General features: G+C 33.3%; 18 protein-coding genes and 1 tRNA gene. 15 read left to right on the top strand and 4 right to left on the bottom strand.

What is annotated here, in order from left to right; all coding sequences use genetic code 11:
- Positions 1-55: 55 nt before the first annotated feature.
- The 6 genes from BP92_RS0101915 to BP92_RS0101890 all read left to right on the top strand — a co-directional run bounded on the left by BP92_RS0101915 (position 56) and on the right by BP92_RS0101890 (position 10,737).
- Complete coding sequence (locus tag BP92_RS0101915) at positions 56-2,827, top strand: 2-oxoglutarate dehydrogenase E1 component (RefSeq protein WP_026724493.1); 2,772 nt, start codon at positions 56-58, stop codon at positions 2,825-2,827.
- Between the two features lie 59 nt (positions 2,828-2,886).
- Entirely contained in the window at positions 2,887-4,104 is a 1,218-nt protein-coding gene (gene odhB / locus BP92_RS0101910) for a 2-oxoglutarate dehydrogenase complex dihydrolipoyllysine-residue succinyltransferase (protein WP_026724492.1), read from the top strand.
- A gap of 201 nt (positions 4,105-4,305) precedes the next feature.
- Complete coding sequence (locus BP92_RS0101905; RefSeq protein ID WP_160169108.1) at positions 4,306-5,988, top strand: helix-turn-helix domain-containing protein; 1,683 nt, start codon at positions 4,306-4,308, stop codon at positions 5,986-5,988.
- Positions 5,989-6,133: 145 nt separating this feature from the next.
- Positions 6,134-8,284: a T9SS type A sorting domain-containing protein gene (locus BP92_RS0101900; protein ID WP_026724490.1), complete on the top strand. Its 2,151-nt coding sequence runs from the start codon at positions 6,134-6,136 to the stop codon at positions 8,282-8,284.
- Between the two features lie 41 nt (positions 8,285-8,325).
- Positions 8,326-9,438 carry a hypothetical protein gene (locus BP92_RS0101895; RefSeq protein ID WP_026724489.1) on the top strand — a complete coding sequence of 371 codons (1,113 nt, stop codon included), beginning with the start codon at positions 8,326-8,328 and terminating at the stop codon, positions 9,436-9,438.
- Positions 9,439-9,516: 78 nt separating this feature from the next.
- Positions 9,517-10,737 (top strand): TCR/Tet family MFS transporter, encoded by a 1,221-nt coding sequence (locus BP92_RS0101890; RefSeq protein ID WP_026724488.1) that lies wholly within the window; start codon positions 9,517-9,519, stop codon positions 10,735-10,737.
- Between the two features lies 1 nt (position 10,738).
- Here the strand turns inward: BP92_RS0101890 and BP92_RS0101885 are convergent, their stop codons facing one another.
- Positions 10,739-11,176 (bottom strand): retropepsin-like aspartic protease, encoded by a 438-nt coding sequence (locus tag BP92_RS0101885; RefSeq protein ID WP_026724487.1) that lies wholly within the window; start codon positions 11,174-11,176, stop codon positions 10,739-10,741.
- 92 nt (positions 11,177-11,268) lie between these two features.
- On the opposite strand from BP92_RS0101885, the gene BP92_RS0101880 reads away from it, so the two are divergent.
- The 9 genes from BP92_RS0101880 (at position 11,269) to BP92_RS0101840 (ending at position 17,618) form a co-directional block, all read left to right on the top strand.
- Complete coding sequence (locus BP92_RS0101880) at positions 11,269-12,036, top strand: TatD family hydrolase (RefSeq protein ID WP_026724486.1); 768 nt, start codon at positions 11,269-11,271, stop codon at positions 12,034-12,036.
- Positions 12,037-12,098: 62 nt separating this feature from the next.
- Entirely contained in the window at positions 12,099-13,238 is a 1,140-nt protein-coding gene (locus BP92_RS0101875; protein WP_026724485.1) for a 1-acyl-sn-glycerol-3-phosphate acyltransferase, read from the top strand.
- Entirely contained in the window at positions 13,225-14,256 is a 1,032-nt protein-coding gene (locus BP92_RS0101870; protein WP_026724484.1) for an asparaginase, read from the top strand. The genes BP92_RS0101875 and BP92_RS0101870 overlap by 14 nt, the downstream gene beginning before the upstream one ends.
- Positions 14,257-14,331: 75 nt before the next feature.
- Positions 14,332-14,419, top strand: a tRNA-Ser gene (locus BP92_RS0101865).
- 84 nt (positions 14,420-14,503) lie between these two features.
- A complete protein-coding gene (locus BP92_RS0101860) occupies positions 14,504-15,328 on the top strand; it encodes a MotA/TolQ/ExbB proton channel family protein (RefSeq protein ID WP_026724483.1) in 825 nt (274 codons plus the stop codon).
- A 20-nt stretch (positions 15,329-15,348) separates the two neighbouring features.
- Positions 15,349-15,777, top strand: a complete 429-nt coding sequence (locus tag BP92_RS16635; protein ID WP_051604347.1) for a hypothetical protein — start codon at positions 15,349-15,351, stop codon at positions 15,775-15,777.
- 6 nt (positions 15,778-15,783) lie between these two features.
- Entirely contained in the window at positions 15,784-16,395 is a 612-nt protein-coding gene (locus BP92_RS0101850; protein WP_026724482.1) for an ExbD/TolR family protein, read from the top strand.
- Positions 16,396-16,415: 20 nt separating this feature from the next.
- Positions 16,416-16,889, top strand: coding sequence for an ExbD/TolR family protein (locus BP92_RS0101845; protein WP_026724481.1), 474 nt, complete (start codon positions 16,416-16,418; stop codon positions 16,887-16,889).
- A gap of 69 nt (positions 16,890-16,958) precedes the next feature.
- Positions 16,959-17,618: a porin family protein gene (locus BP92_RS0101840; protein WP_026724480.1), complete on the top strand. Its 660-nt coding sequence runs from the start codon at positions 16,959-16,961 to the stop codon at positions 17,616-17,618.
- Here the strand turns inward: BP92_RS0101840 and BP92_RS0101835 are convergent.
- From BP92_RS0101835 to asnS, 3 genes are all read right to left on the bottom strand, one after another.
- Positions 17,613-18,224, bottom strand: coding sequence for a hypothetical protein (locus BP92_RS0101835; RefSeq protein WP_026724479.1), 612 nt, complete (start codon positions 18,222-18,224; stop codon positions 17,613-17,615). The two genes, BP92_RS0101840 and BP92_RS0101835, sit on opposite strands and share 6 nt — an antisense overlap.
- A 4-nt stretch (positions 18,225-18,228) precedes the next feature.
- A complete protein-coding gene (gene rpoN, locus BP92_RS0101830; RefSeq protein WP_026724478.1) occupies positions 18,229-19,692 on the bottom strand; it encodes an RNA polymerase factor sigma-54 in 1,464 nt (487 codons plus the stop codon).
- 93 nt (positions 19,693-19,785) lie between these two features.
- Entirely contained in the window at positions 19,786-21,234 is a 1,449-nt protein-coding gene (gene asnS / locus BP92_RS0101825) for an asparagine--tRNA ligase (protein WP_026724477.1), read from the bottom strand.
- Positions 21,235-21,238 lie beyond the last annotated feature (4 nt).

Genomic DNA, 21,238 nt, shown 5'->3' with positions numbered 1-21,238 from the left:
AAATGTTTTACTTTTGCGTAAATTTTTAATTAAAAGGTCTTTTAGACAACACACTATGGATAGGTTTTCCTTTTTAAACGCTGCACATACGGCTTTCTTTGCCGATTTATACGATCAATATTTACAAAATCCAGATAGCGTTGAGCCAAGCTGGAGAAGTTTTTTTCAAGGATTTGACTTTGCACAAGCAGGTTATGGTTCTGAAGAATTTGCCGCACAAGTAGTTCAAGTAGCTTCGGGTGATTCAGGTGAAATTTCTGAAAAAATGCAAAAAGAGTTCAATGTTCTTAAATTAATTGAAGGATATAGAACCCGTGGTCATTTATTCACAAAAACAAATCCGGTTAGAGATAGAAGAGTTCACGGACCTTCATTAGCTCTTGAAAATTTTGGATTATCACAAGCTGATTTGAATACGGTTTTTGATGCGGCAAAAATCGTGAACATGAAACCAAGTACTTTGGCAGATATTATCAAACATTTAGATAATGTTTATTGTCAATCGATCGGTGTTGAGTTCATGTATATTCGTGATTCTAAAGTACAAGATTGGATTAAAAATCGTTTAGATATCAACGATAATCAGCCTAATTTTTCGGCTGACCAAAAGAAACACATTCTTAAGAAATTAAATGAAGCGGTTTCTTTTGAAAACTTCTTACATACTAAATATGTAGGTCAAAAACGTTTCTCATTAGAAGGTTGTGAGGCTGCAATTCCAGCTTTAGATGCATTAATTGAAGGTGCTGCTGATAGAGGTGTAGAGCAATTCGTAATGGGAATGGCGCACAGAGGTCGTTTGAATGTTTTGGCAAACATCTTTGGAAAAAACACTCAAAATATTTTCTCTGAATTTGACGGGAAAGACTACGATGAAGACGCTAACTTTGATGGTGACGTAAAATATCACTTAGGTTTAACTTCAGATAGACTAACCGATTCAGGTAAAAAAATCAACTTAAATTTAGCTCCAAATCCTTCGCACTTAGAAACAGTAGGTGCCGTTATTGAAGGAATCACAAGAGCAAAACAAGATAGATATTTCGCAGACGATTTTTCAAAAGTTTTACCAATTGCTGTTCACGGTGATGCCGCGGTTGCAGGTCAAGGTATTGTGTATGAAATTATCCAAATGGCGAAATTAGATGGTTATAAAACAGGTGGAACAATTCACTTAGTAATCAATAATCAAGTCGGATTTACAACAAACTATTTAGATGCACGTTCGTCAACGTATTGTACGGATATTGCTAAAGTAACATTATCACCAGTTTTACATGTTAATGCAGACGATGCAGAAGCTGTAGTTCATGCGATGTTGTTTGCTTTAGATTACCGTATGGAATTTGGGGGAGACGTTTTCATCGATTTATTAGGATATAGAAAATACGGTCACAACGAAGGGGATGAGCCTCGTTTCACACAACCAATTTTATACAAAGCCATTTCAAAACACAAAAATCCGAGAGATTTATACGCTGGAAAATTAATTCAGGAAAATGTAATTTCTACTGGATATGTAAAAGAATTGGAAGAAGCATACAAAGCAAAATTAGATGAGAATTTAGAAGCCTCTCGTAAGAAAGACTTAACTGTAATTACACCGTTCATGGAGAACGAGTGGGAAGGTTACAAACAAGTTTCGGATGATGTAATGCTACAAAAATTCGACACTAAGTTTGATAAAAATCAATTAGCAGAAATTGCTAAAACTATTACTGAACTTCCTGCTGATAAAAAATTCATCAGTAAGATTACGAAGTTAATTGGGGATAGAAAGAACATGGTTGAAACCAATAAATTAGATTGGGCAATGGGCGAATTATTAGCTTATGGTTCCTTAATGTCTGAAGGTTTCGATGTTCGTATTTCTGGGCAAGATGTGGAGCGTGGAACATTTTCACACCGTCATGCTGTTGTTAAAGTAGAAGATTCAGAAGAAGAAGTAATTCTTTTAGATAAAATAAAAGATAAAAAAGGAAACTTTTATATCTACAATTCACATCTTTCAGAATATGGTGTTTTAGGTTTTGAATACGGTTATGCATTAGCATCACCAAAAACCTTAGTCATTTGGGAAGCACAGTTTGGGGATTTCTCTAACGGAGCCCAAATTATGATTGACCAATACATTTCGGCAGGTGAAGACAAGTGGAACAACCAAAACGGATTGGTAATGTTATTGCCTCATGGTTATGAAAACCAAGGAGCAGAACACTCATCAGCTCGTATGGAGCGTTACTTACAATTATGTGCAAAACACAACATGTACATTGCCGATGTAACTACGCCAGCCAACTTCTTTCACTTAATGAGAAGACAATTAAAAACAGAATTCCGTAAGCCATTAGTAGTATTCTCTCCGAAGAGTTTATTACGTCATCCAGATGTAGTTTCTTCAATGGATGATTTAGCAAACGGACAATTCCAAGAAGTATTAGATGATCCAAATGTAACAGATAAAAAAGCAATTAAAACCTTGGTTTTCTGTACAGGTAAATTCTATTATGATATCATTGCAAAACGTGCTGAATTAGGTAGAAACGATGTGGCGGTTGTTCGTTTAGAGCAATTGTTCCCATTAGCAGTTGACCAAATCAAAGCGATTATCGACAGTTATCCAAATGTGGATGATTACGTTTGGGCACAAGAAGAACCTAAAAACATGGGAGCTTACAGTTATATGTTGATGAATTTTGATTTAGTGAAACTACGTTTAGCATCACCAAAAGCATATAGTGCACCAGCAGCAGGAAGTTATGAGCGTTCTAAAAAACGTCATGCAAACGCGATTGCTATGGTTTTTGATAAAAAATTATTTCAATAAAAAACAACTCAATTATCACCCTAAGCAAGTCGAAGGGTAAACTTTTTAAATAAAAAGATATGATTTTAGAAATGAAAGTCCCTTCTCCAGGGGAATCAATTAAAGAAGTAGAAATTGCTACATGGTTAGTAAAAGATGGTGATTATGTAGAAAAAGACCAAGCGATTGCTGAGGTTGATTCAGATAAAGCTACATTAGAATTACCAGCTGAAGCAAGTGGAATCATTACATTAAAAGCAGAAGAAGGTGATGCAGTAGCAGTAGGTGCAGTAGTTTGTTTAATCGATACAGGTGCAGCAAAACCAGAAGGTGGTGCAGCTCCAGCTAAAGAAGAAGCAAAAGCAGTTGAAACTCCAAAAGCTGAGGCTCCAAAAGCAGCTCCAGTAGCAGAAAAAACGTATGCAACGCAAGCGCCATCTCCGGCAGCTAGAAAAATATTAGAAGAAAAAAACATCGAACCTTCTGCAATTGTTGGAACAGGTAAAGGTGGAAGAATCACTAAAGATGACGCTGTAAATGCAGTACCATCAATGGGAACTCCAACAGGAGGAAACCGTGGTTCAGAAAGAACTAAATTATCAATGTTACGTAGAAAAGTAGCAGAGCGTTTAGTATCTGCTAAAAACGAAACTGCTATGTTAACTACTTTCAATGAAGTAGATATGTCAGCAATTTATGCAATTCGTGACCAATATAAAGAAGAGTTCAAAGCGAAACACGGTTTAGGATTAGGCTTCATGTCGTTCTTTACTAAAGCAGTAACTCGTGCTTTACAATTATATCCAGATGTAAACTCTATGATTGACGGTCAAGAGAAAATTTCTTACGATTTCTGTGATATTTCGGTAGCGGTTTCGGGTCCAAAAGGATTAATGGTTCCAGTTATGAGAAATGCAGAAACATTATCGTTCAGAGGTGTTGAAGCAGAAATCAAAAGATTAGCTTTAAGAGCTCGTGACGGACAAATCACTGTAGACGAAATGACAGGTGGAACATTCACAATTTCTAATGGTGGTGTTTTCGGAAGTATGTTATCTACACCGATCATCAATCCACCACAATCAGGTATTTTAGGAATGCACAATGTGGTAGAAAGAGCTATCGTTAAAAACGGTCAAATCGTAATTGCTCCAGTAATGTACGTAGCCTTATCATACGACCACAGAATAATCGATGGACGTGAGTCAGTTGGATTCTTAGTAGCGGTTAAAGAAGCATTAGAAAACCCAGCAGAAATTTTAATGGGTGGTAATGTGAAAAAAGCATTAGAATTATAGAAATATAAATCCCAAATAAAAAAAATCCCAAATTCAATTAGAGTTTGGGATTTTTTTTTATTTGGGTAATATTTAAAAATAGTAAAAGTTAATCTTGGGAATAATCTACAAAATAATATAGTTTTATTCTTATTTTAGCGGACTATAATTTTCAGGTTGAGCCACCATTTTTTCATGATGCACAAATTTACTTTTTCTGTTATGCTACTATTATTTATTAATTTGATGCTTGCTCAAGAATTGAGTGAATCAGAAATTAGTAGAACCAGAAGTATTCAGGAAAATCTCATTTCAAATCCTGAAAAAGCATATGCAGAAGCTTTGGAAATTAGTAATTCTAAAAACGAGTTATTTCGTTTTTATGGCAAATATTACATAGCCAATTATTTTTACAATAAGTCAGAGTTTACTTATTCAAAGAAACTGCTTGTCATACTTATAGATAGTATTGAAAAAAGTAAGATGGATAAATCAAGCAAAGTGTATCAAGATTTGCTTGGAATGTGTGTAAACAAACTGTTTTATATCCATAAAAATTTAGGAGAATACAATTTAGCATTGTTTTATCTTGATAAATATAAAAACAGTGTGCCTAATAATCATTTTAACGAACAATACGGTTCCATAAAAGTGGCTATGGGCGATTATGTTAATGGAATTGCTTTGTTAAAGAGAGAATTAAAAACGTCGCATCACTTAAAATTGGGAATAGGTGAAAAAAAAGTAATGAACAAGAAATTGTTTGCTGATAAATATAATATTATTGGTGAAGCTTATCAAAAGTATTACATTCAGTCGAAGAAAAAAGTGTTGTTAGATTCTGCAAATCATTATTTTAATGTAGCAGCTACAATGATGTTGCAAGATAATTTTCAGCCTGAGTACACCAAAGCATTGTTGAGTATGCGTGAAGCAAAAAGCGCAGCCTTAGCTGGAAATTACGAGAAATCATTGTCGTTATATAGAAAGAGAAAAAAGTATCCTGTTATTCAGGATAATATAAGAACAGAGCAGTTGTTTGATTTAGGGATGGCCGATTGTTTTTATCATTTAAAACAAGTTGATTCCGCACTTTTTTATTGTAATAAATATGTTGAAAGTTATCAAATTACTAAGGTTTCCAAAGAAAATTTATTAATGACTTATAACATTATGACACAGTGTTATAATGAGAAAAATGATTCTAAAAACGCGTATCGCTACGCCCAAAAAAGTTTAGAGTTAATTCAGTCAATAGAAGGAATAAAAAGTAAATCTTTAAATTTTCTTCACAACTATGATTTAAACAAAATAAAGGAGGAATCTAATAAAGTTATTGCGTCTAAGAATTATTTTAAAATTTCACTTTTTGGTATTTTGATTCTTTTTGCTGTAGTGGTTTATGTTTTTTATTATTATTACAAAAATCAGAAAGAAAAGCATTATCGATTTTTAAAGATTATTCAAAATCTAAAAGAATTTAGAACTTCAGAAATTGGTATTCTGCAAATTGATAAAACCGAAACGCAACCAAAACAAACACTCGATGAAGAGCTTATTGAAAAAATTGCATTAGGTCTAAAAAAGTTAGAGCAAAAGGAAACTTTTTTAGATCCTAACTTCAAGTTGGCTTTTGTTGCAAAAAAATTAAATACAAATACTGCTTATTTATCACAATATTTCAATCAGGTTATACAAAAAAGCTTTTCAGAATATACTCAAGAATTACGAATTCATTATGTACTTCAAAAGCTGAAAGATGCTCCTTATTTCCGTAAATATACTTTGCAGGCAATAGCAGAAGAAGTAGGTTATAAAGATGCCAATACGCTTGTTCGCGTTTTTAAAAAGCAAACCGGACTTTCTCCTAATTATTACATTGAAAAATTAGAAAATACAGATTAAGTGTTTGTTAGTCAGGTAAATAATAATTGTTAAATCTTCTGATTATTTATAAATAGTCCAATATATAAATTGGACTAGTACTTCTTATCATATAGTTTTGATGGAAATTTAATCTAATTAAGCTTCAAATCATCAAAAACTGAAAATGAAAAAAAAAATTACTTTATTCTGCCTATTGGCATTTTTGAATTTCATTCCTAATGCTGTTGCGCAATGTACTACTGCAACATATGGATTGTTTCCAGCTAGTACCTATACACCAAACTGTAGTGGAAATTACGAGACATTAACTAGTCAAGGTTATGCAGGCGAGTACAGCAATGTGAATGTAATCGCAAACAAACAATATTCGTTCTCAAGCTCAGTAACAACGGATTATATTACAATTACAAATGCAACAGGAACTGTTGTTTATGCAAGTGGAGTTCAACCTGTAATCTGGGATTCGGGAAGTACTTCAGGTGTTATTCGTTATTACCTTCATTCAAATGCTAGTTGTGGTAGTCAACAAGTGGATAGAACTCGCTACATTCGATGTGCTGACGCATCAAACTGCACACCTCCTTCAAATTTGATGGTATCCAATATAACATCCAATTCCTGTAAAATGACTTGGACAGCGGCATCACCAGTACCTTCTTCTCATTATGATATTTATATTGTTACAACCAATAGTGCTCCTACTGCAAATTCTACTCCTACCTTATTTAGTACAACTAACTTAAATACTACTCTCTATTTAAATGTTGCGGCAGGTACTACTTATTACTACTGGGTACGCTCTAACTGTGGAGCTACAACTGGAGCTTGGATTTCTGGAGGTAGTTTTACTACACCACCTGCGTTAATTTGCAACGGTGCAATTTATGGTTTATATCCTGATGCAACTTTCACACCTGCTTGTACTGGAAGTTCAGAACAAATCGTTGCAGATGCTTATGCGGGAGAATATTCAAATGTAAATGTCTTGTCAAATAAACAATATACTTTTAGAAGTTCAGTTTCTACAGATTTTATTACCATAACTAATGCAACAGGAACAGCGGTTTTAGCCAGTGGTTTAACTCCTTTAACTTGGTTATCTGGTACAACTTCTGGAGTAGTTAGATACCATTTGAATGCCAATTCTAGTTGTGGAACTCAAAACACAAACAGAGTAAGATCAATTACATGTGCTGCAATAGCAAGCTGTAATGTTCCAACGCAACTATTTTATGATGGTTTAACTTCGACTTCAAATAATATTGCATGGACGGCACCAAATCCAGCACCAAGCAATGGTTATACTTATTGTTATAGCACAGTAAACGATCCATTTTCTGCAAATGCAATCACAGGAACTACGACAAATACTTTTGCGACTTTAAATAGTTTATCACCAAATACTACGTATTATTTTTGGGTAAAATCAAATTGTGGCGCAACACAATCTAATTGGGCTTCGGGTGGTTCGTTTACCACATATCCAGCATCTGGATGTAACGCACCATCGCAAATATATTATGATGGTTTAACCTCCACAACAAATACTATTGCATGGATAGAAGGTGTACCTACACCAAGCAATGGTTATGTTTATTGTTATAGCACTGTAAATGATCCGTTTTCTACAAATGCAATTACAGGAACAACGACAGAGTCTTATGTGAATTTAACGAATTTAACGACAAATACTACCTATTATTTTTGGGTAAAATCTATTTGTGGAAACACACAAACCGATTGGGCTTCGGGAGGCTCATTTACCACATATCCAGCATCTCAATGTAATGCTCCAACACAGTTATTTACAGATCCTGAATCGGCAACAGTTGTAAATATTGCATGGGTAGAAGCTACACCTACACCAAGCAATGGTTATGTTTATTGTTATAGTACTGTTAATGATCCATTTTCTGCAAATGCAATCACAGGGACAACGACAGATACTTTTGCTGTTTTGAATAATTTAACACCAAACACGACTTATTATTTTTGGGTAAAATCTATTTGTGGTAACACACAAACCGATTGGGCATCAGGAGGTTCGTTTACAACCCAAATGCTTTCTGCGGGATCATTCTCAATAAAAAACTTGAAGCTTTATCCAAATCCTGTAAAAGACATTTTAAACCTTTCATTAGATAAAGAAATTACAACTGTTTCAATTTATAATTTATTAGGACAAGAAGTTGTTTCAAAATCTATAAATAGCAACGAAAGTTCAATAAATGTTGCAAGTTTATCTGCTGAGACTTATTTGGTAAAAGTAACTTCTAACAATGAAGTGAAAACAGTAAAAATTGTAAAAGAGTAAATTCTATATTTTAAAAATAAACATAAAACTTTAACATTAACATGAAGAAACAAGTATTATTATTTGGATTATTACTAATGTCATTTGGTAGTAGTAACGCACAACTATTAAACAAAATTAGCAAAGCAAAAAATCAAGCTTCTGATGCATCAGAAGTTGTTGAAAAAGGGAAAGAAGTTACTAAAGGAGGTAAAAAGAAAAAAGGAGGTGAACCTGCAGCATTAAAGTTAGATTGGAATACTTTTAAGCAAACTCCAGCTATTACTTTTAATTCATTACTTTATGGAACTGGAAGTAGCACAGGAAGAATTGATAACTATACAGCTACTTTTATTCCTCATAAAACGGCAGACGGTAAAGAAGTTCATGCCTTCGCTGATCAATCTGGATATTTGAAGATTAAGATATATAAAGATAATCAATACATGAATTATTTTGAATATTCAGGAGATCAAGTTTTTGACGATGGTAAAAAAACAAAATTAAATTGGCCAAGTAGTCGTTATCAACGTGACGGTGAATGGGTAGGATGGTCAGAATCATTTATTACAGATTGGGGTGTTGGAAATTACAGATTAGACTTTTATGCGGGAGATAAAATGTTTTATACTTTTGATTTTGAATTAGCTAAAATAGTAAGCGATGATCCTTATGCAAAAACAAATGAAATTTTTGTTACTCGTGGACCTTGGAGCAACTACGCATTTATGCAACATGCTGAATCAGGAAACTTAATCTTTGGATTTTATTTAAATCATGAAATATTACAACCAAATCCTTCTAATGCTAATAAAACAAACATAAGTGTAGATTGGACTTTGAAAATGTTTAAAGATGGAAAGCCATTCGCAAAACAATACGATCCAAACAAAAACGTAGCAATTGTTGAACGTGCTGATTGGAAAGAATTCAATTGTGCATTAAGACCAATCGATAAACCAAATGGAGAAGCGATTAAATTTAGTGATTTGAAAGATGGTAACTATAAAATTGAAGTAACTCTTTCAAATGAAAAAAAACCAAGAGTTTACAATTTTACGGTTCAAAACAATAAAATTGTTCCGATAGAAGAACAAGACAGAACTAAAATGAAAGATCCTACAAGACTTATAGAAGGATGGAATGATTTCATTTGGTTGAAATTAGTTAAGTAATAAGAAATAAACAATATTAAATCCCAAATTCCAAAAGAGTTTGGGATTTTTCTTTACTTTGTAAGTCAAAATTTAGCTATGAAAAAATCTAAGAAACAAGCAGCCGTTGGTTTCATCTTTATTACCGTTTTGTTAGATGTTATTGGATGGGGAATTATTATTCCTGTAATTCCAAATTTAATCAAAGAACTAATCAATGGCGATATTAGCGAAGCTGCAAAATATGGAGGTTGGTTAACTTTCGCTTATGCGATTACCCAATTCATTTTTGCGCCCGTGATAGGAAATTTAAGTGATAAATATGGGAGACGCCCCGTTTTGTTAACTTCTTTGTTCGCCTTTTCGTTAGATTTTTTATTGTTAGCCTTTGCGCCAACAATAACATGGTTATTCATTGGTAGAATTTTATCTGGAATTACCGGAGCAAGTTTCACCACTGCATCTGCTTATATTGCTGATGTAAGTACACATGAAAACAGAGCTAAGAATTTTGGATTGATGGGAGCAGCTTTTGGATTAGGTTTTATAATTGGTCCGGTTTTAGGTGGTTTATTAGGAGATTTTGGCACTAGAGTTCCTTTCATTGCAGCTGCTATTTTGTGTATGCTAAACTTTTTATATGGCTATTTTATTCTTCCAGAATCTTTAGATAAGGACAAAAGAAGAGCATTCGAATTAAAAAGAGCCAATCCAATCGGAGCTTTATTACATTTGAAAAAATATCCAAATTTGATTGGTTTAGTTCTAGCTATTTTTGTTCTCTATGTTGGTTCTCATGCGGTACAAAGTAACTGGAATTACTTCACCATGTACCAATTTAATTGGACGGAAAAGATGGTAGGAATTTCTCTAGGTGTCATCGGATTATTAGTAGGAATTGTTCAAGGAGGTTTAATTCGTTGGATCAATCCAAAAATCGGAAATGTAAAAAGTATCTATTTCGGATTAGCGTTATATACAATCGGAATGTTCTTATTTGCTTTTGCAACTGAAAGTTGGATGATGTTTGTTTTCTTAATACCCTACTGTTTGGGAGGAATTGCAGGGCCAGCCTTGCAAGCCGTAGTTTCGGAACAAGTACCTCCGTCAGAACAAGGCGAAATTCAAGGAACTTTAACTAGTTTAATGAGTGCTTCTTCAATTGTAGGTCCACCGATGATGGCATCTGTTTTTTATTATTTTACTCACGATGAAGCACCTTTTTTATTTCCAGGAGCACCCTTTATTTTGGGAGGAATTTTTATGTTGATTAGCACGATTTTAGCTTATCGAACACTGAAGAAAAACCATTCAAACTAAGTTATTTCAAATACAAACAATGATTGCTATAATCAATAATTGCTTTTCCTTTTAGTAAAATATCAGCGCCAATAATACCATCAACCGGTTTGGTTTTGTAATGACGAAGCGCATCATTTACGTGACTCATATCAAATACAATTAAGTGGAATTTGTGGTTTTTCCATCTACCTAATTGAATTTCATTATTCTTTGCCAATTGTGTTTCAATTCCAGTAGCACCAGCACCAGCAGCTTTAGTTTCTGAAAATTGGGCATCTAATTTGAAGTGTTCAATACTTTCAAATCCTACACAACTGTTGCTCGCTCCGGTGTCTAAAATAAAGTTACCTTTTACGCCATTTATCTTTCCTTTGATTAATAAATGTTGGGTTTTTAACACCGTAAACTTTATCTTTTTATATTTTTTGCCTTTTAAAAAGTCTTGTAAATCTTCCATGACTCAAAAATAGAAAAATTTCAGTCTTAATACTTAATTCTTTAATCTTACTACTTTTATTTTAACTTTGCACTTTGTAACCCAATCGACAAATGATACTTACCGATACTCACACTCATCTATATTCAGAAGAATTTGATCAAGACCGCAACGAAATGATGCAAAGAGCCATTAGTGCTGGTGTTTCTCGTTTTTTTGTTCCTGCTATCGATTCTAATTACACAGCTAAAATGTATGAATTAGAAAAGCAATATCCCGAAAATGTGTTTCTAATGATGGGTTTGCATCCAACGTATGTCAAGGAAAATTATTTGGAAGAGTTGGTGCATGTAGAAAAAGAATTGGCTTCTAGAAAATTTTATGCCGTTGGTGAAATCGGAATTGATTTGTTTTGGGATAAAACTTTTTTGAAAGAACAACAACACGCTTTCAAACACCAAATTCAACTAGCAAAAAAGTATAAACTAGGAATCAATATTCACTGTCGTGATGCTTTTGATGAGGTTTTTGAGGTTTTAGAAAGTGAAAAATCGGATGATTTATTCGGAATTTTTCATTGCTTTACGGGTGATTTGGGTCAAGCCCAAAGAGCGATTTCTTTAGGAATGAAACTTGGAATTGGAGGAGTTGCCACATTCAAAAACGGAAAAATCGACCAATTTTTGAATGAAATAGATTTAAAACACATTGTTTTAGAAACCGATTCGCCATATTTAGCGCCAGTTCCTTATCGTGGAAAACGAAACGAAAGTAGTTATACTTTGTTGGTAGCGCAAAAGTTAGCTGAAATCTACCAACTGCCAGTTGAAGAAATTGCAAAAATTACCACTGAAAATTCAAAACAAATTTTCGGAATTTAACCTAAAATAAATTTTCAATTCATAAAATTTTTGTTCTTTTGTGAATTGTTTTTAAAATAAATATGACAAAATTCGATTCTATTCGCCCTTATTATGATTCTGAAGTAAACGAAGCTTTGAAGTCTTTGTTGCATCATCCTATGATGAAGGCTATGATGGATTTTACGTTTCCAGAATTAGAAGATGAAGTATGGAAAGAACAATTGAGTAGAACGCATTCTATTCGCGATTTCCAAGTAAATTTTGTTTATCAATCGATCCAAAGAGTTTTAGAAAGAAGTTCAGAAGGACTTACGACTTCTGGTTTTGAGAAATTAGAACCTAATACTTCGTATTTATTTATTTCCAATCACCGTGATATTATTTTAGATACTTCTTTGTTGAATGTTTCTCTGATTGATCATGGTTTGGTGATGACAGCTTCTGCTATTGGAGATAATTTGGTCAAGAAAGATTTTCTTTTAAAACTTTCAAAATTAAACCGAAACTTCCTTGTTCAACGTGGTTTATCGCCAAGAGAGTTATTGCAAAGCTCTAAATTGATGTCGGAATATATGTATCATTTATTGTCTAAAGAAAATCGTTCGGTTTGGATTGCCCAACGAGAAGGAAGAACCAAAGATGGTAACGATGCCACACATCAAGGTGTTCTGAAAATGGTAGGAATGGCAAATGATGAGGCTAGAATTATGGACTTTTTCAAGAAATTAAAAATTGTTCCTGTTTCTATTTCTTATGAATACGATCCAACAGATGCTTTGAAAATGCCACAATTAATTGCGCTTTCTAAAGACGAAGTTTATATTAAGGAGAAAAACGAAGATTTTATTACGTTGTTAAGTGGAATCATCGGACAAAAAAAACGCATTCACATTCATGTAGGCGATGTTTTAGAAAACGAATACGAAAAAATTATTGCCGAAAACGATAACAACAACAAGCAAATTCAAGCTTTGGCACAAGTAATTGACGATTCTATTTTACAATCGTATAAATTGTGGCCAACGAACTTTATTGCTTACGATATTTTATACAAAACAACTCGATTTGCACATTTGTACAACGAAAAAGAACGTCAATTGTTTGAAAGAAGATTAGAAATGCGAATTGATGCCGATAATGAAACTATGAGAGAAGGGTTTTTGGCGATGTACGCAAATCCGGTTGTGAATAAATTGAAATACACTGATGACATCTCATAAACCAAAAATACTTTTAATTTACACCGGTGGAACCATCGGAATGGTAAAAGATTTTGAAACAGGAGCTTTGAAAGCTTTTGATTTTAATGAGTTGTTAAGTAGAATTCCCGAATTACATTTATTAGACTGTCAAATCGAAACCATTTCATTTGATATCCCTATTGATTCATCGAATATGAATATTTCCAATTGGCAAAAAATGGCCAAAATTATCGAGGAAAATTATTCAAAATTTGATGGATTTGTGGTTTTACATGGTTCTGATACTATGTCGTACAGTGCTTCTGCATTAAGCTTTATGTTGGAAGACTTAGCAAAACCAGTGATTTTCACGGGTTCGCAGTTACCAATAGGTGATTTAAGAACCGATGCTAAAGAAAATTTAATCACAGCAATTCAAGTCGCCTCGCTTCAAGAAAATAAAAAACCAGTAATTCAAGAAGTATGTTTGTATTTCGAGTACAAATTATACAGAGGAAATCGCACGACAAAAATCAGCGCCGAACATTTTAATGCTTTTACGTCACCTAATTTTCCAGAACTAGCGGAATCTGGTGTACACTTGAAAGTAAATTATGACGTTATTCTGAAGCAAAAAGCAAATAAACAGCTAAAAGTGCATACTGATTTTGATGATAATGTGGCAATTTTAAAGATTTTTCCAGGTATCAATCAGAAGGTTTTGACTACTTTTTTTGCAATACCGAATTTAAAAGGAATAGTTTTAGAAACTTATGGTTCTGGAAACGCTCCAACTGAAGATTGGTTTGTGCAGACTTTAGAGCAAGCAATTCACAATAATATTCACATTATCAACGTTACACAATGTAGCGGAGGTAGTGTTTCGATGGGGAATTATGAAACTAGTACACAGTTAAAAAATATAGGTGTTATATCAGGTAAAGATATTACCACTGAAGCTGCAATTACAAAATTGATGTATCTTTTAGGACAAAATGTATCTCATAATGTGTTTAAGACCATTTTTGAAACTGGAATCAGAGGAGAAATGTTGTAAAAATAACATATAAAATTTTTATACATGAGAATTTTTACGTTATTTAGCACCCTTAAAATCGAGTGTCGTTTCGATAGAGAGGTGGCCGAGTGGTCGAAGGCGCACGCCTGGAAAGTGTGTATACTCCACAAGGGTATCGAGGGTTCGAATCCCTTCCTCTCTGCAGAATGATATTAATTTTAAAAAATTTTATAATTATTTTATATCTTTAAACCCAATTAACTAATTAAATTTAAGAACAAAAGCGATGAAAAGATTATTTTCTATTTTAGCAATCACGGGGCTTATGACTTTTGGAAATGTTCAAGCTCAAGATTCAACTCAAGCAGCAGCTCCTGCTACAGAACAAGTAGCTGATACAACTGCTACTGAAGCAACAACTGATGAGGCTACAGCAACAACTGACGATGCTGCGGCTGCTGAAGAAGTTACTTTTACTCAATCAATGAAAAAACGTTTCATTGAAGGAGATCCAATTTGGATGTCTCCAGTATTATTGTGTTTAATTCTTGGTTTGGCTATTGCTATTGAAAGAATTATTTACTTAAATCTTTCTACTATCAATACAAAAAAATTCGTTTCTGAAGTAGAAAATGCATTAAATTCAGGTGGTATTGAAGCTGCTAAAGAAGTTGCTAAAAATACAGCTGGTCCAGTTGCATCTATTTTCTATCAAGGTTTAGAGCGTTCTTCTCATGGTTTAGAGTCTGCTGAAAAATCTATCGTTGCTTACGGTGGTGTTCAAATGGGTCAATTAGAGAAAAACGTATCTTGGGTTTCTTTATTTATTGCACTTGCACCGATGTTAGGATTCTTAGGAACAGTAATTGGTATGATTGTTGCGTTTGACCAAATTGAGTCTGCTGGATCTATGGAGCCATCATTAGTAGCTGGAGGTATTAAAGTAGCGTTATTAACAACGGTATTTGGACTTATTGTTGCGATGATTCTTCAAGTATTCTATAACTATATCACGGCTAAAATCGACTCTATCGTTAACGATATGGAAGATGCTTCTATCAGCTTAGTTGATATGTTATCAGATTATTTCAAAGAGAAATTAAACAAATAATACATTAACAAATTATTGTTATGAACGTATACAAAATTTCAAAAATTTTAGTAATCATACTAGGTATTATTGCTTCTATATTATTCGTATCTACTTTAGGTGTGGAGGTTTCTATGGACAATAATTCTTATATTGTAGATTACTTTATCTATATTTCCTATATAGCAATGGCAGTTGCTTTCTTTTCTGTTGTATATTTCGTTTTCAAAAACTTAATTACACACAAAGAACAATTGAAAAGAGCACTTATTTCATTAGGAATTTTTGCAGCTATCATTTTAGTTGCTTTCATACTAGCAGATAGTACAGAAGTGAAATTGAAAGATGGAGGAGTTATTACTTCTACAGCTTCTAAATTAATTAGTACTAGTTTAAACACTTTTTATATTCTTGCTATTATTTCAGTTGGAGTATTGGGTTGGACTGGTTTTTCAAAAATTAAAAGATAATAAATCATGGGTAAAAAAAGAGGTGCACCGCCAGAAGTGAATGCAGGTTCTATGGCAGATATTGCATTCTTACTTTTAATTTTCTTTTTAGTTACTACCACTATTGGAGTAGATCAAGGGATTAATAGACTCTTACCTCGTTATGAAGAGAACCCACCTGTTCCGCCAATTAATGAAAGAAATATTCTAACAGTTTTAGTTAATAAAGACAATCAGTTGCTTGTTGAAGAGAAATTGGTTGACCTTAAAGACTTAAGACAAACTGCTATCGATTTTCTTGAAAATAATGGAAAAGGAGCTTGTACTTATTGTAATGGAAAAAGAGATCCAAATTCGTCAGACGGTCCTGATGATGCGGTTATTTCATTAAACAATGATGGGCAAACTACTTATGAAACTTATATTGCGGTTCAAAATGAACTTGTAGCAGCATATAATTTTTTAAGAGATAGAGAATGTAAGATGCGTTACGGTATGACTTTTACAGAAATGGAATACATTTACAATGATCCAGCTTCTAAAGCAACCGAAGGTTTGGTTGAAGATTTAGAACCAAAAGTAAAAAAGATTCAAGAATTGTTTCCTATGAGACTTTCTGAAGCTGAGCCAAAAAAATAATAATATAATATTAAGAAAGTATGTCTAAATTCAAAAAGAAAAATACGGAGGGAACTCCTGCAATTTCAACAGCGTCTTTACCTGATATTGTATTTATGCTTTTGTTCTTCTTCATGACGGCTACAACCATGAAAGATACTGATTTAAAGATTGATAATACATTACCTAAAGCTAATCAAACTGCAAAATTGCACAAGAAAGAGTATGTAATGTATATTTACGCAGGAAAACCAAGTGAGCGATATAGAGCGACTCTTGGAGGTTCTGATCGTATTCAATTAGCTGATAAAATGGCTTCGCCTGCAGATATCAGAAACTTCATTATCACGGAAAGAGCGCAACGTAACTCTGACGATGAAAAATATCTTACTGCTTCCCTTAAAATTGACAGAAATGTGAAGATGGGATTAGTAAGTGCTATCAAATTAGAATTGCGTAAAATTGAACAATTAAAAGTAAATTATACTACTGCAAAAGGAAATCCTGTTGAGTAATATTTATTTAATATAATTTAAAGGCACGCTTTTGCGTGCCTTTTTTTATTATTTTTATAAAAAAATATAATGCGACTATTTGTATCCCTTTTTTTTCTACATTTTATATCTTTTGTTTACTCACAAAAAGAGACTGAAACTATTGCTGATTCTTTATTTAGAGAAGATCAATTCTATGTTTCGATTTCATATAATATTTTACAGAAAACACCTGATAATTTTAACCAGTATTCATTTTCCACAGGTTTATCAGCTGGTTTTTTGAGAGATTTTCCTATTTCAGAAAATAGACATTGGGCAATTGCTCCAGGTATTGGTTATTCGTTTAATGATTTAAAGCAGAATATCGATTTTTCATCTATATCTAACGGTTCAGAAACTGAAATCGTCAAAAGTAGAATTTTATTGCATTATATTGATTTACCTTTAGAAATACGTTGGCGAAATGCAACGCCAGATAGCCATAAATTTTGGAGAATTTACGGTGGTTTTATGGCAAGTTATTTAATCAATGGTAAGTTTAAATATGAGGGAAGTTTTGGTTCCGGAACTGAAAATATAAATGATTTATTAAATAAGATTCAATACGCAACGTACTTAACTTTCGGATTTAATACTTGGAATGCTTATATTCATTACGGATTAAATCCTTTCTTTGATAAAGATAAAACGACTACTGAGAACAATGTAACTACATTAAAAATTGGTTTGATGTTTTATATTTTATAACCAATATTGATACAAAAACAACTGTGGTCCAGCTCCAATTATTATTCCTGCAATAAGTTCTGGATACGTATGTGCTTTCATATATAAACGTGAAGAGGCTACTAAACCAATACTAACAATACAAAATGCCACAAGATTTATAAAAGGGAGTTGGTAATACATGCACAGACCAAAAATAAAGCACGTTAACGCACTAATTCCAATCATATGCAAACTGGCTTTGAATTTTAAAATAACGCTGGCTAAAACGATTACACTACTTAAAAAGCCACCAAGAAAAAAAAAATACAATTCTGCCACAGTATCTTTTGAAACACTGAATTTTATTAAAATAAATAATAAAATAGCTTGAACAGCTATTGGCATTTTTCTCTCGCTAATGCTGGCTTCGGTAAAAGAGGAAACAACTCCTAATGATCGAAATAAAAAATACATCGATAAAGGTAATAACAAAGTCAAAATCGTTACTTGAATTAACGTTACGATGATTTGCGAGTTATAAAAGAAAGAATTGGTAATTAAAAAGAAAAACAAAGTCCCATATAAAGACACAAATATGGGATGAAAAATATAAGAGAAAACAGGTAATATTTTTTTTAAATCCATTTTCTTAGATTTTCTTTCTTAGTCGTGCCACTGGAATGTCTAATTGTTCGCGGTATTTTGCGATGGTTCTTCTGGCAATTGGATAACCTCTTTCCTTTAAAATTTCAGCTAATTGATCATCTGGTAATGGTCTTCTCTTATCTTCTTCCGAAATTACTTGCTGTAAAATATTCTTAATTTCGATAGTTGAAACTTCTTCCCCTTGATCGTTGGTCATCGCTTCGCTAAAGAATTCTTTAATCAATTTAGTGCCATAAGGCGTATCAACATATTTGCTGTTGGCTACACGCGAAACTGTTGAAATATCTAATCCTACCATATCAGCAATATCTTTTAGAATCATCGGACGAAGTTTGGTTTCTTCTCCTTCTAAAAAATATTCTTTTTGATAATGCATAATGGCATTCATCGTTACATATAAAGTTTCCTGACGCTGTTTAATCGCATCAATAAACCATTTTGCCGAATCTAATTTTTGTTTGATAAATTGAACGGCATCTTTCTGAGAACTCGATTTTTCAGAAGTGTCTTTATAACTCTGCAGCATTTCCTGATAATCTTTAGAAACGTGCAATTCTGGAGCGTTTCTACCGTTTAACGAAAGTTCTAATTCGCCATCTACAATTCGAATGGTAAAATCCGGAACAATGTGTTCTACAGCTTTTTGATTACCGTCGAAACTACCTCCTGGTTTTGGATTTAGTTTTTCAATTTCATCAATAGCTTTGCGTAATTGCTGTTGGGAAACATCGAATTTTTGTAGTAATTTATCGTAATGTTTTTTGGTAAAAGCATCAAATTGTTGTTCAATCACATTAATTGCTAAAGCAATAGAATCCGAAGGCGTTTTGTGTTTCAATTGCAACAACAAACATTCTTGTAAATCGCGAGCACCAACACCAGCCGGCTCTAAATCTTGAACCAAATGCAAAATGCGTTCAACAGTCGGTTCATCCGTATAAATTCCTTGTGTAAAAGCTAAATCATCCACAATATCTTGAATGCTTCTTCTGATGTAGCCCATGTCATCGATACTTCCCACTAAAAATTCAGCAATATCGCGTTCTTCATCGGTTAAAATAAACGTATTTAACTGATTAATTAAATCCTGATGAAAACTTACTGGAGCCGCAAATGGCATAGTTTTGTCTTCATCATCATCGCTATAATTGTTGGTTTGGTATTTGTAATCTGGCGTTTCATCATTGCTTAAATATTCGTCAATATTGATGTCGCCTGTATCGATGTGTTCGTTATCGTAATCGTCGTAATCATCAGTATCACTTCCATAATCATCTAAATCATAATTATCTTCCTTGCTACTTTCTTCCAAAGCAGGATTCTCTACTAATTCTTCTTGAAGACGTTGCTCAAAAGCTTGCGTAGGCAATTGAATTAACTTCATCAACTGAATTTGTTGAGGCGATAATTTTTGAGATAATTTGAATTGTAAACTGTGTTTTAACATTAATGTTTGTTTAATTGATTTAATCGTTTAACTGTTGAGTTGTTTATCAAATTTACGATTTAACAATCAACAGTTAAACAATTTAACAAGATTCTAAAATTCTGCGTTTTGTGGTGTTCTTGGGAACGGAATTACGTCTCTAATGTTACTCATTCCTGTTACAAAAAGTACTAATCTTTCAAAACCTAATCCGAAACCTGAATGAACTGCCGAACCAAATCTTCTCGTATCTAAATACCACCAAAGTTCTTCTTCGTCGATTCCTAAGGCTTTCATTTTTTCTACTAATACATCGTAACGTTCTTCTCTTTGCGAACCTCCAACGATTTCACCAATTCCAGGGAATAAGATATCCATTGCTCTAACGGTTTCTTTTCCAGGTTCAGTATTGTCATTCAAACGCATATAAAACGCTTTAATTTTTGCTGGATAATCAAATAAAATTACCGGACATTTAAAGTGTTTTTCTACTAAGAAACGTTCGTGCTCACTTTGTAAATCAGCACCCCATTCGTTGATGATGTATTGGAATTTTTTCTTTTTATTTGGTGTTGAATCTTTTAAAATATCAATAGCTTCCGTATAAGAAACACGTTTGAAGTTGTTATCAAGTACAAAACTTAATTTTTCTAACAACGTCATTTCGCTTCTTTCTGCTTGTGGTTTTGATTTTTCTTCTTCTAACAATCTGTTTTCTAGGAATTTTAAATCATCGCCACATTTATCGACGGTATATTTGATAACGTATTTGATGAAATCTTCCGCCAAATCCATGTTATCTGCTAAATCATTGAAAGCAACTTCTGGCTCAATCATCCAAAACTCAGCTAAGTGACGAGAAGTGTTTGAATTTTCTGCACGGAAAGTTGGTCCAAACGTATAAATTTGACCTAATGCCATTGCAAAAGTTTCACCTTCTAGCTGTCCAGAAACAGTTAAATTCGTTTGTTTTCCGAAGAAATCTTCTTTGTAGTTGATGCTTCCATCTTCGTTTCTTGGAGCAGAACCGTCGATTGGTAAAGAAGTTACTTGGAACATTTCTCCAGCACCTTCAGCATCAGAACCTGTGATGATAGGCGTGTTTACATAGAAAAATCCTTTTTCTTGAAAATATTGATGTACTGCAAACGCTAAAGTTGAACGCACACGCATAATTGCTCCAAAAGCATTGGTTCTTACACGTAAATGTGCATTTTCGCGTAAAAATTCTAACGAGTGTTTTTTAGGTTGCATTGGGAATTTCTCTGCATCGCTATCGCCTAAAATCTCTAATTTCGTTACTTGAATTTCTACTTTTTGTCCAGCACCACGGCTTTCTGCCAAAGTTCCTGTAACGCAAATAGCAGCTCCAGTTGTTATTCTTTTTAAAGTTTCATCTGGTGTGTTTTCAAAATCTACTACACACTGAATATTATGAATGGTTGAACCATCGTTCAACGCAATAAATTGATTGTTTCTAAATGTTCTAACCCAACCTTTTGCTGTTACTTCATGTAATGTTTTCGTGCTGTTTAAAAGGTCTATTACTTTTGAGTGTTTCATTTCG

This window comes from Flavobacterium sasangense DSM 21067, assembly GCF_000686885.1.
Lineage (GTDB): Bacteria > Bacteroidota > Bacteroidia > Flavobacteriales > Flavobacteriaceae > Flavobacterium > Flavobacterium sasangense.
Note: the sequence above shows the minus strand (reverse complement) of the source record. Positions and strands in the feature narration are given on the sequence as shown.

Coding starts and splice junctions, on each gene's coding strand:
- odhB (WP_026724492.1), top strand. CDS start 2,887: ATGATTTTAGAAATGAAAGTCCCTTCTCCAGGGGAATCAATTAAAGAA.
- BP92_RS0101850 (WP_026724482.1), top strand. CDS start 15,784: ATGGGTAAAAAAAGAGGTGCACCGCCAGAAGTGAATGCAGGTTCTATG.
- BP92_RS0101860 (WP_026724483.1), top strand. CDS start 14,504: ATGAAAAGATTATTTTCTATTTTAGCAATCACGGGGCTTATGACTTTT.
- asnS (WP_026724477.1), bottom strand. CDS start 21,234: ATGAAACACTCAAAAGTAATAGACCTTTTAAACAGCACGAAAACATTA.
- BP92_RS0101845 (WP_026724481.1), top strand. CDS start 16,416: ATGTCTAAATTCAAAAAGAAAAATACGGAGGGAACTCCTGCAATTTCA.
- BP92_RS0101905 (WP_160169108.1), top strand. CDS start 4,306: ATGCTACTATTATTTATTAATTTGATGCTTGCTCAAGAATTGAGTGAA.
- BP92_RS0101890 (WP_026724488.1), top strand. CDS start 9,517: ATGAAAAAATCTAAGAAACAAGCAGCCGTTGGTTTCATCTTTATTACC.
- BP92_RS0101915 (WP_026724493.1), top strand. CDS start 56: ATGGATAGGTTTTCCTTTTTAAACGCTGCACATACGGCTTTCTTTGCC.
- BP92_RS0101880 (WP_026724486.1), top strand. CDS start 11,269: ATGATACTTACCGATACTCACACTCATCTATATTCAGAAGAATTTGAT.
- BP92_RS0101840 (WP_026724480.1), top strand. CDS start 16,959: ATGCGACTATTTGTATCCCTTTTTTTTCTACATTTTATATCTTTTGTT.
- BP92_RS0101895 (WP_026724489.1), top strand. CDS start 8,326: ATGAAGAAACAAGTATTATTATTTGGATTATTACTAATGTCATTTGGT.
- BP92_RS0101900 (WP_026724490.1), top strand. CDS start 6,134: ATGAAAAAAAAAATTACTTTATTCTGCCTATTGGCATTTTTGAATTTC.
- BP92_RS16635 (WP_051604347.1), top strand. CDS start 15,349: ATGAACGTATACAAAATTTCAAAAATTTTAGTAATCATACTAGGTATT.
- BP92_RS0101885 (WP_026724487.1), bottom strand. CDS start 11,176: ATGGAAGATTTACAAGACTTTTTAAAAGGCAAAAAATATAAAAAGATA.
- rpoN (WP_026724478.1), bottom strand. CDS start 19,692: ATGTTAAAACACAGTTTACAATTCAAATTATCTCAAAAATTATCGCCT.
- BP92_RS0101875 (WP_026724485.1), top strand. CDS start 12,099: ATGACAAAATTCGATTCTATTCGCCCTTATTATGATTCTGAAGTAAAC.
- BP92_RS0101870 (WP_026724484.1), top strand. CDS start 13,225: ATGACATCTCATAAACCAAAAATACTTTTAATTTACACCGGTGGAACC.
- BP92_RS0101835 (WP_026724479.1), bottom strand. CDS start 18,224: ATGGATTTAAAAAAAATATTACCTGTTTTCTCTTATATTTTTCATCCC.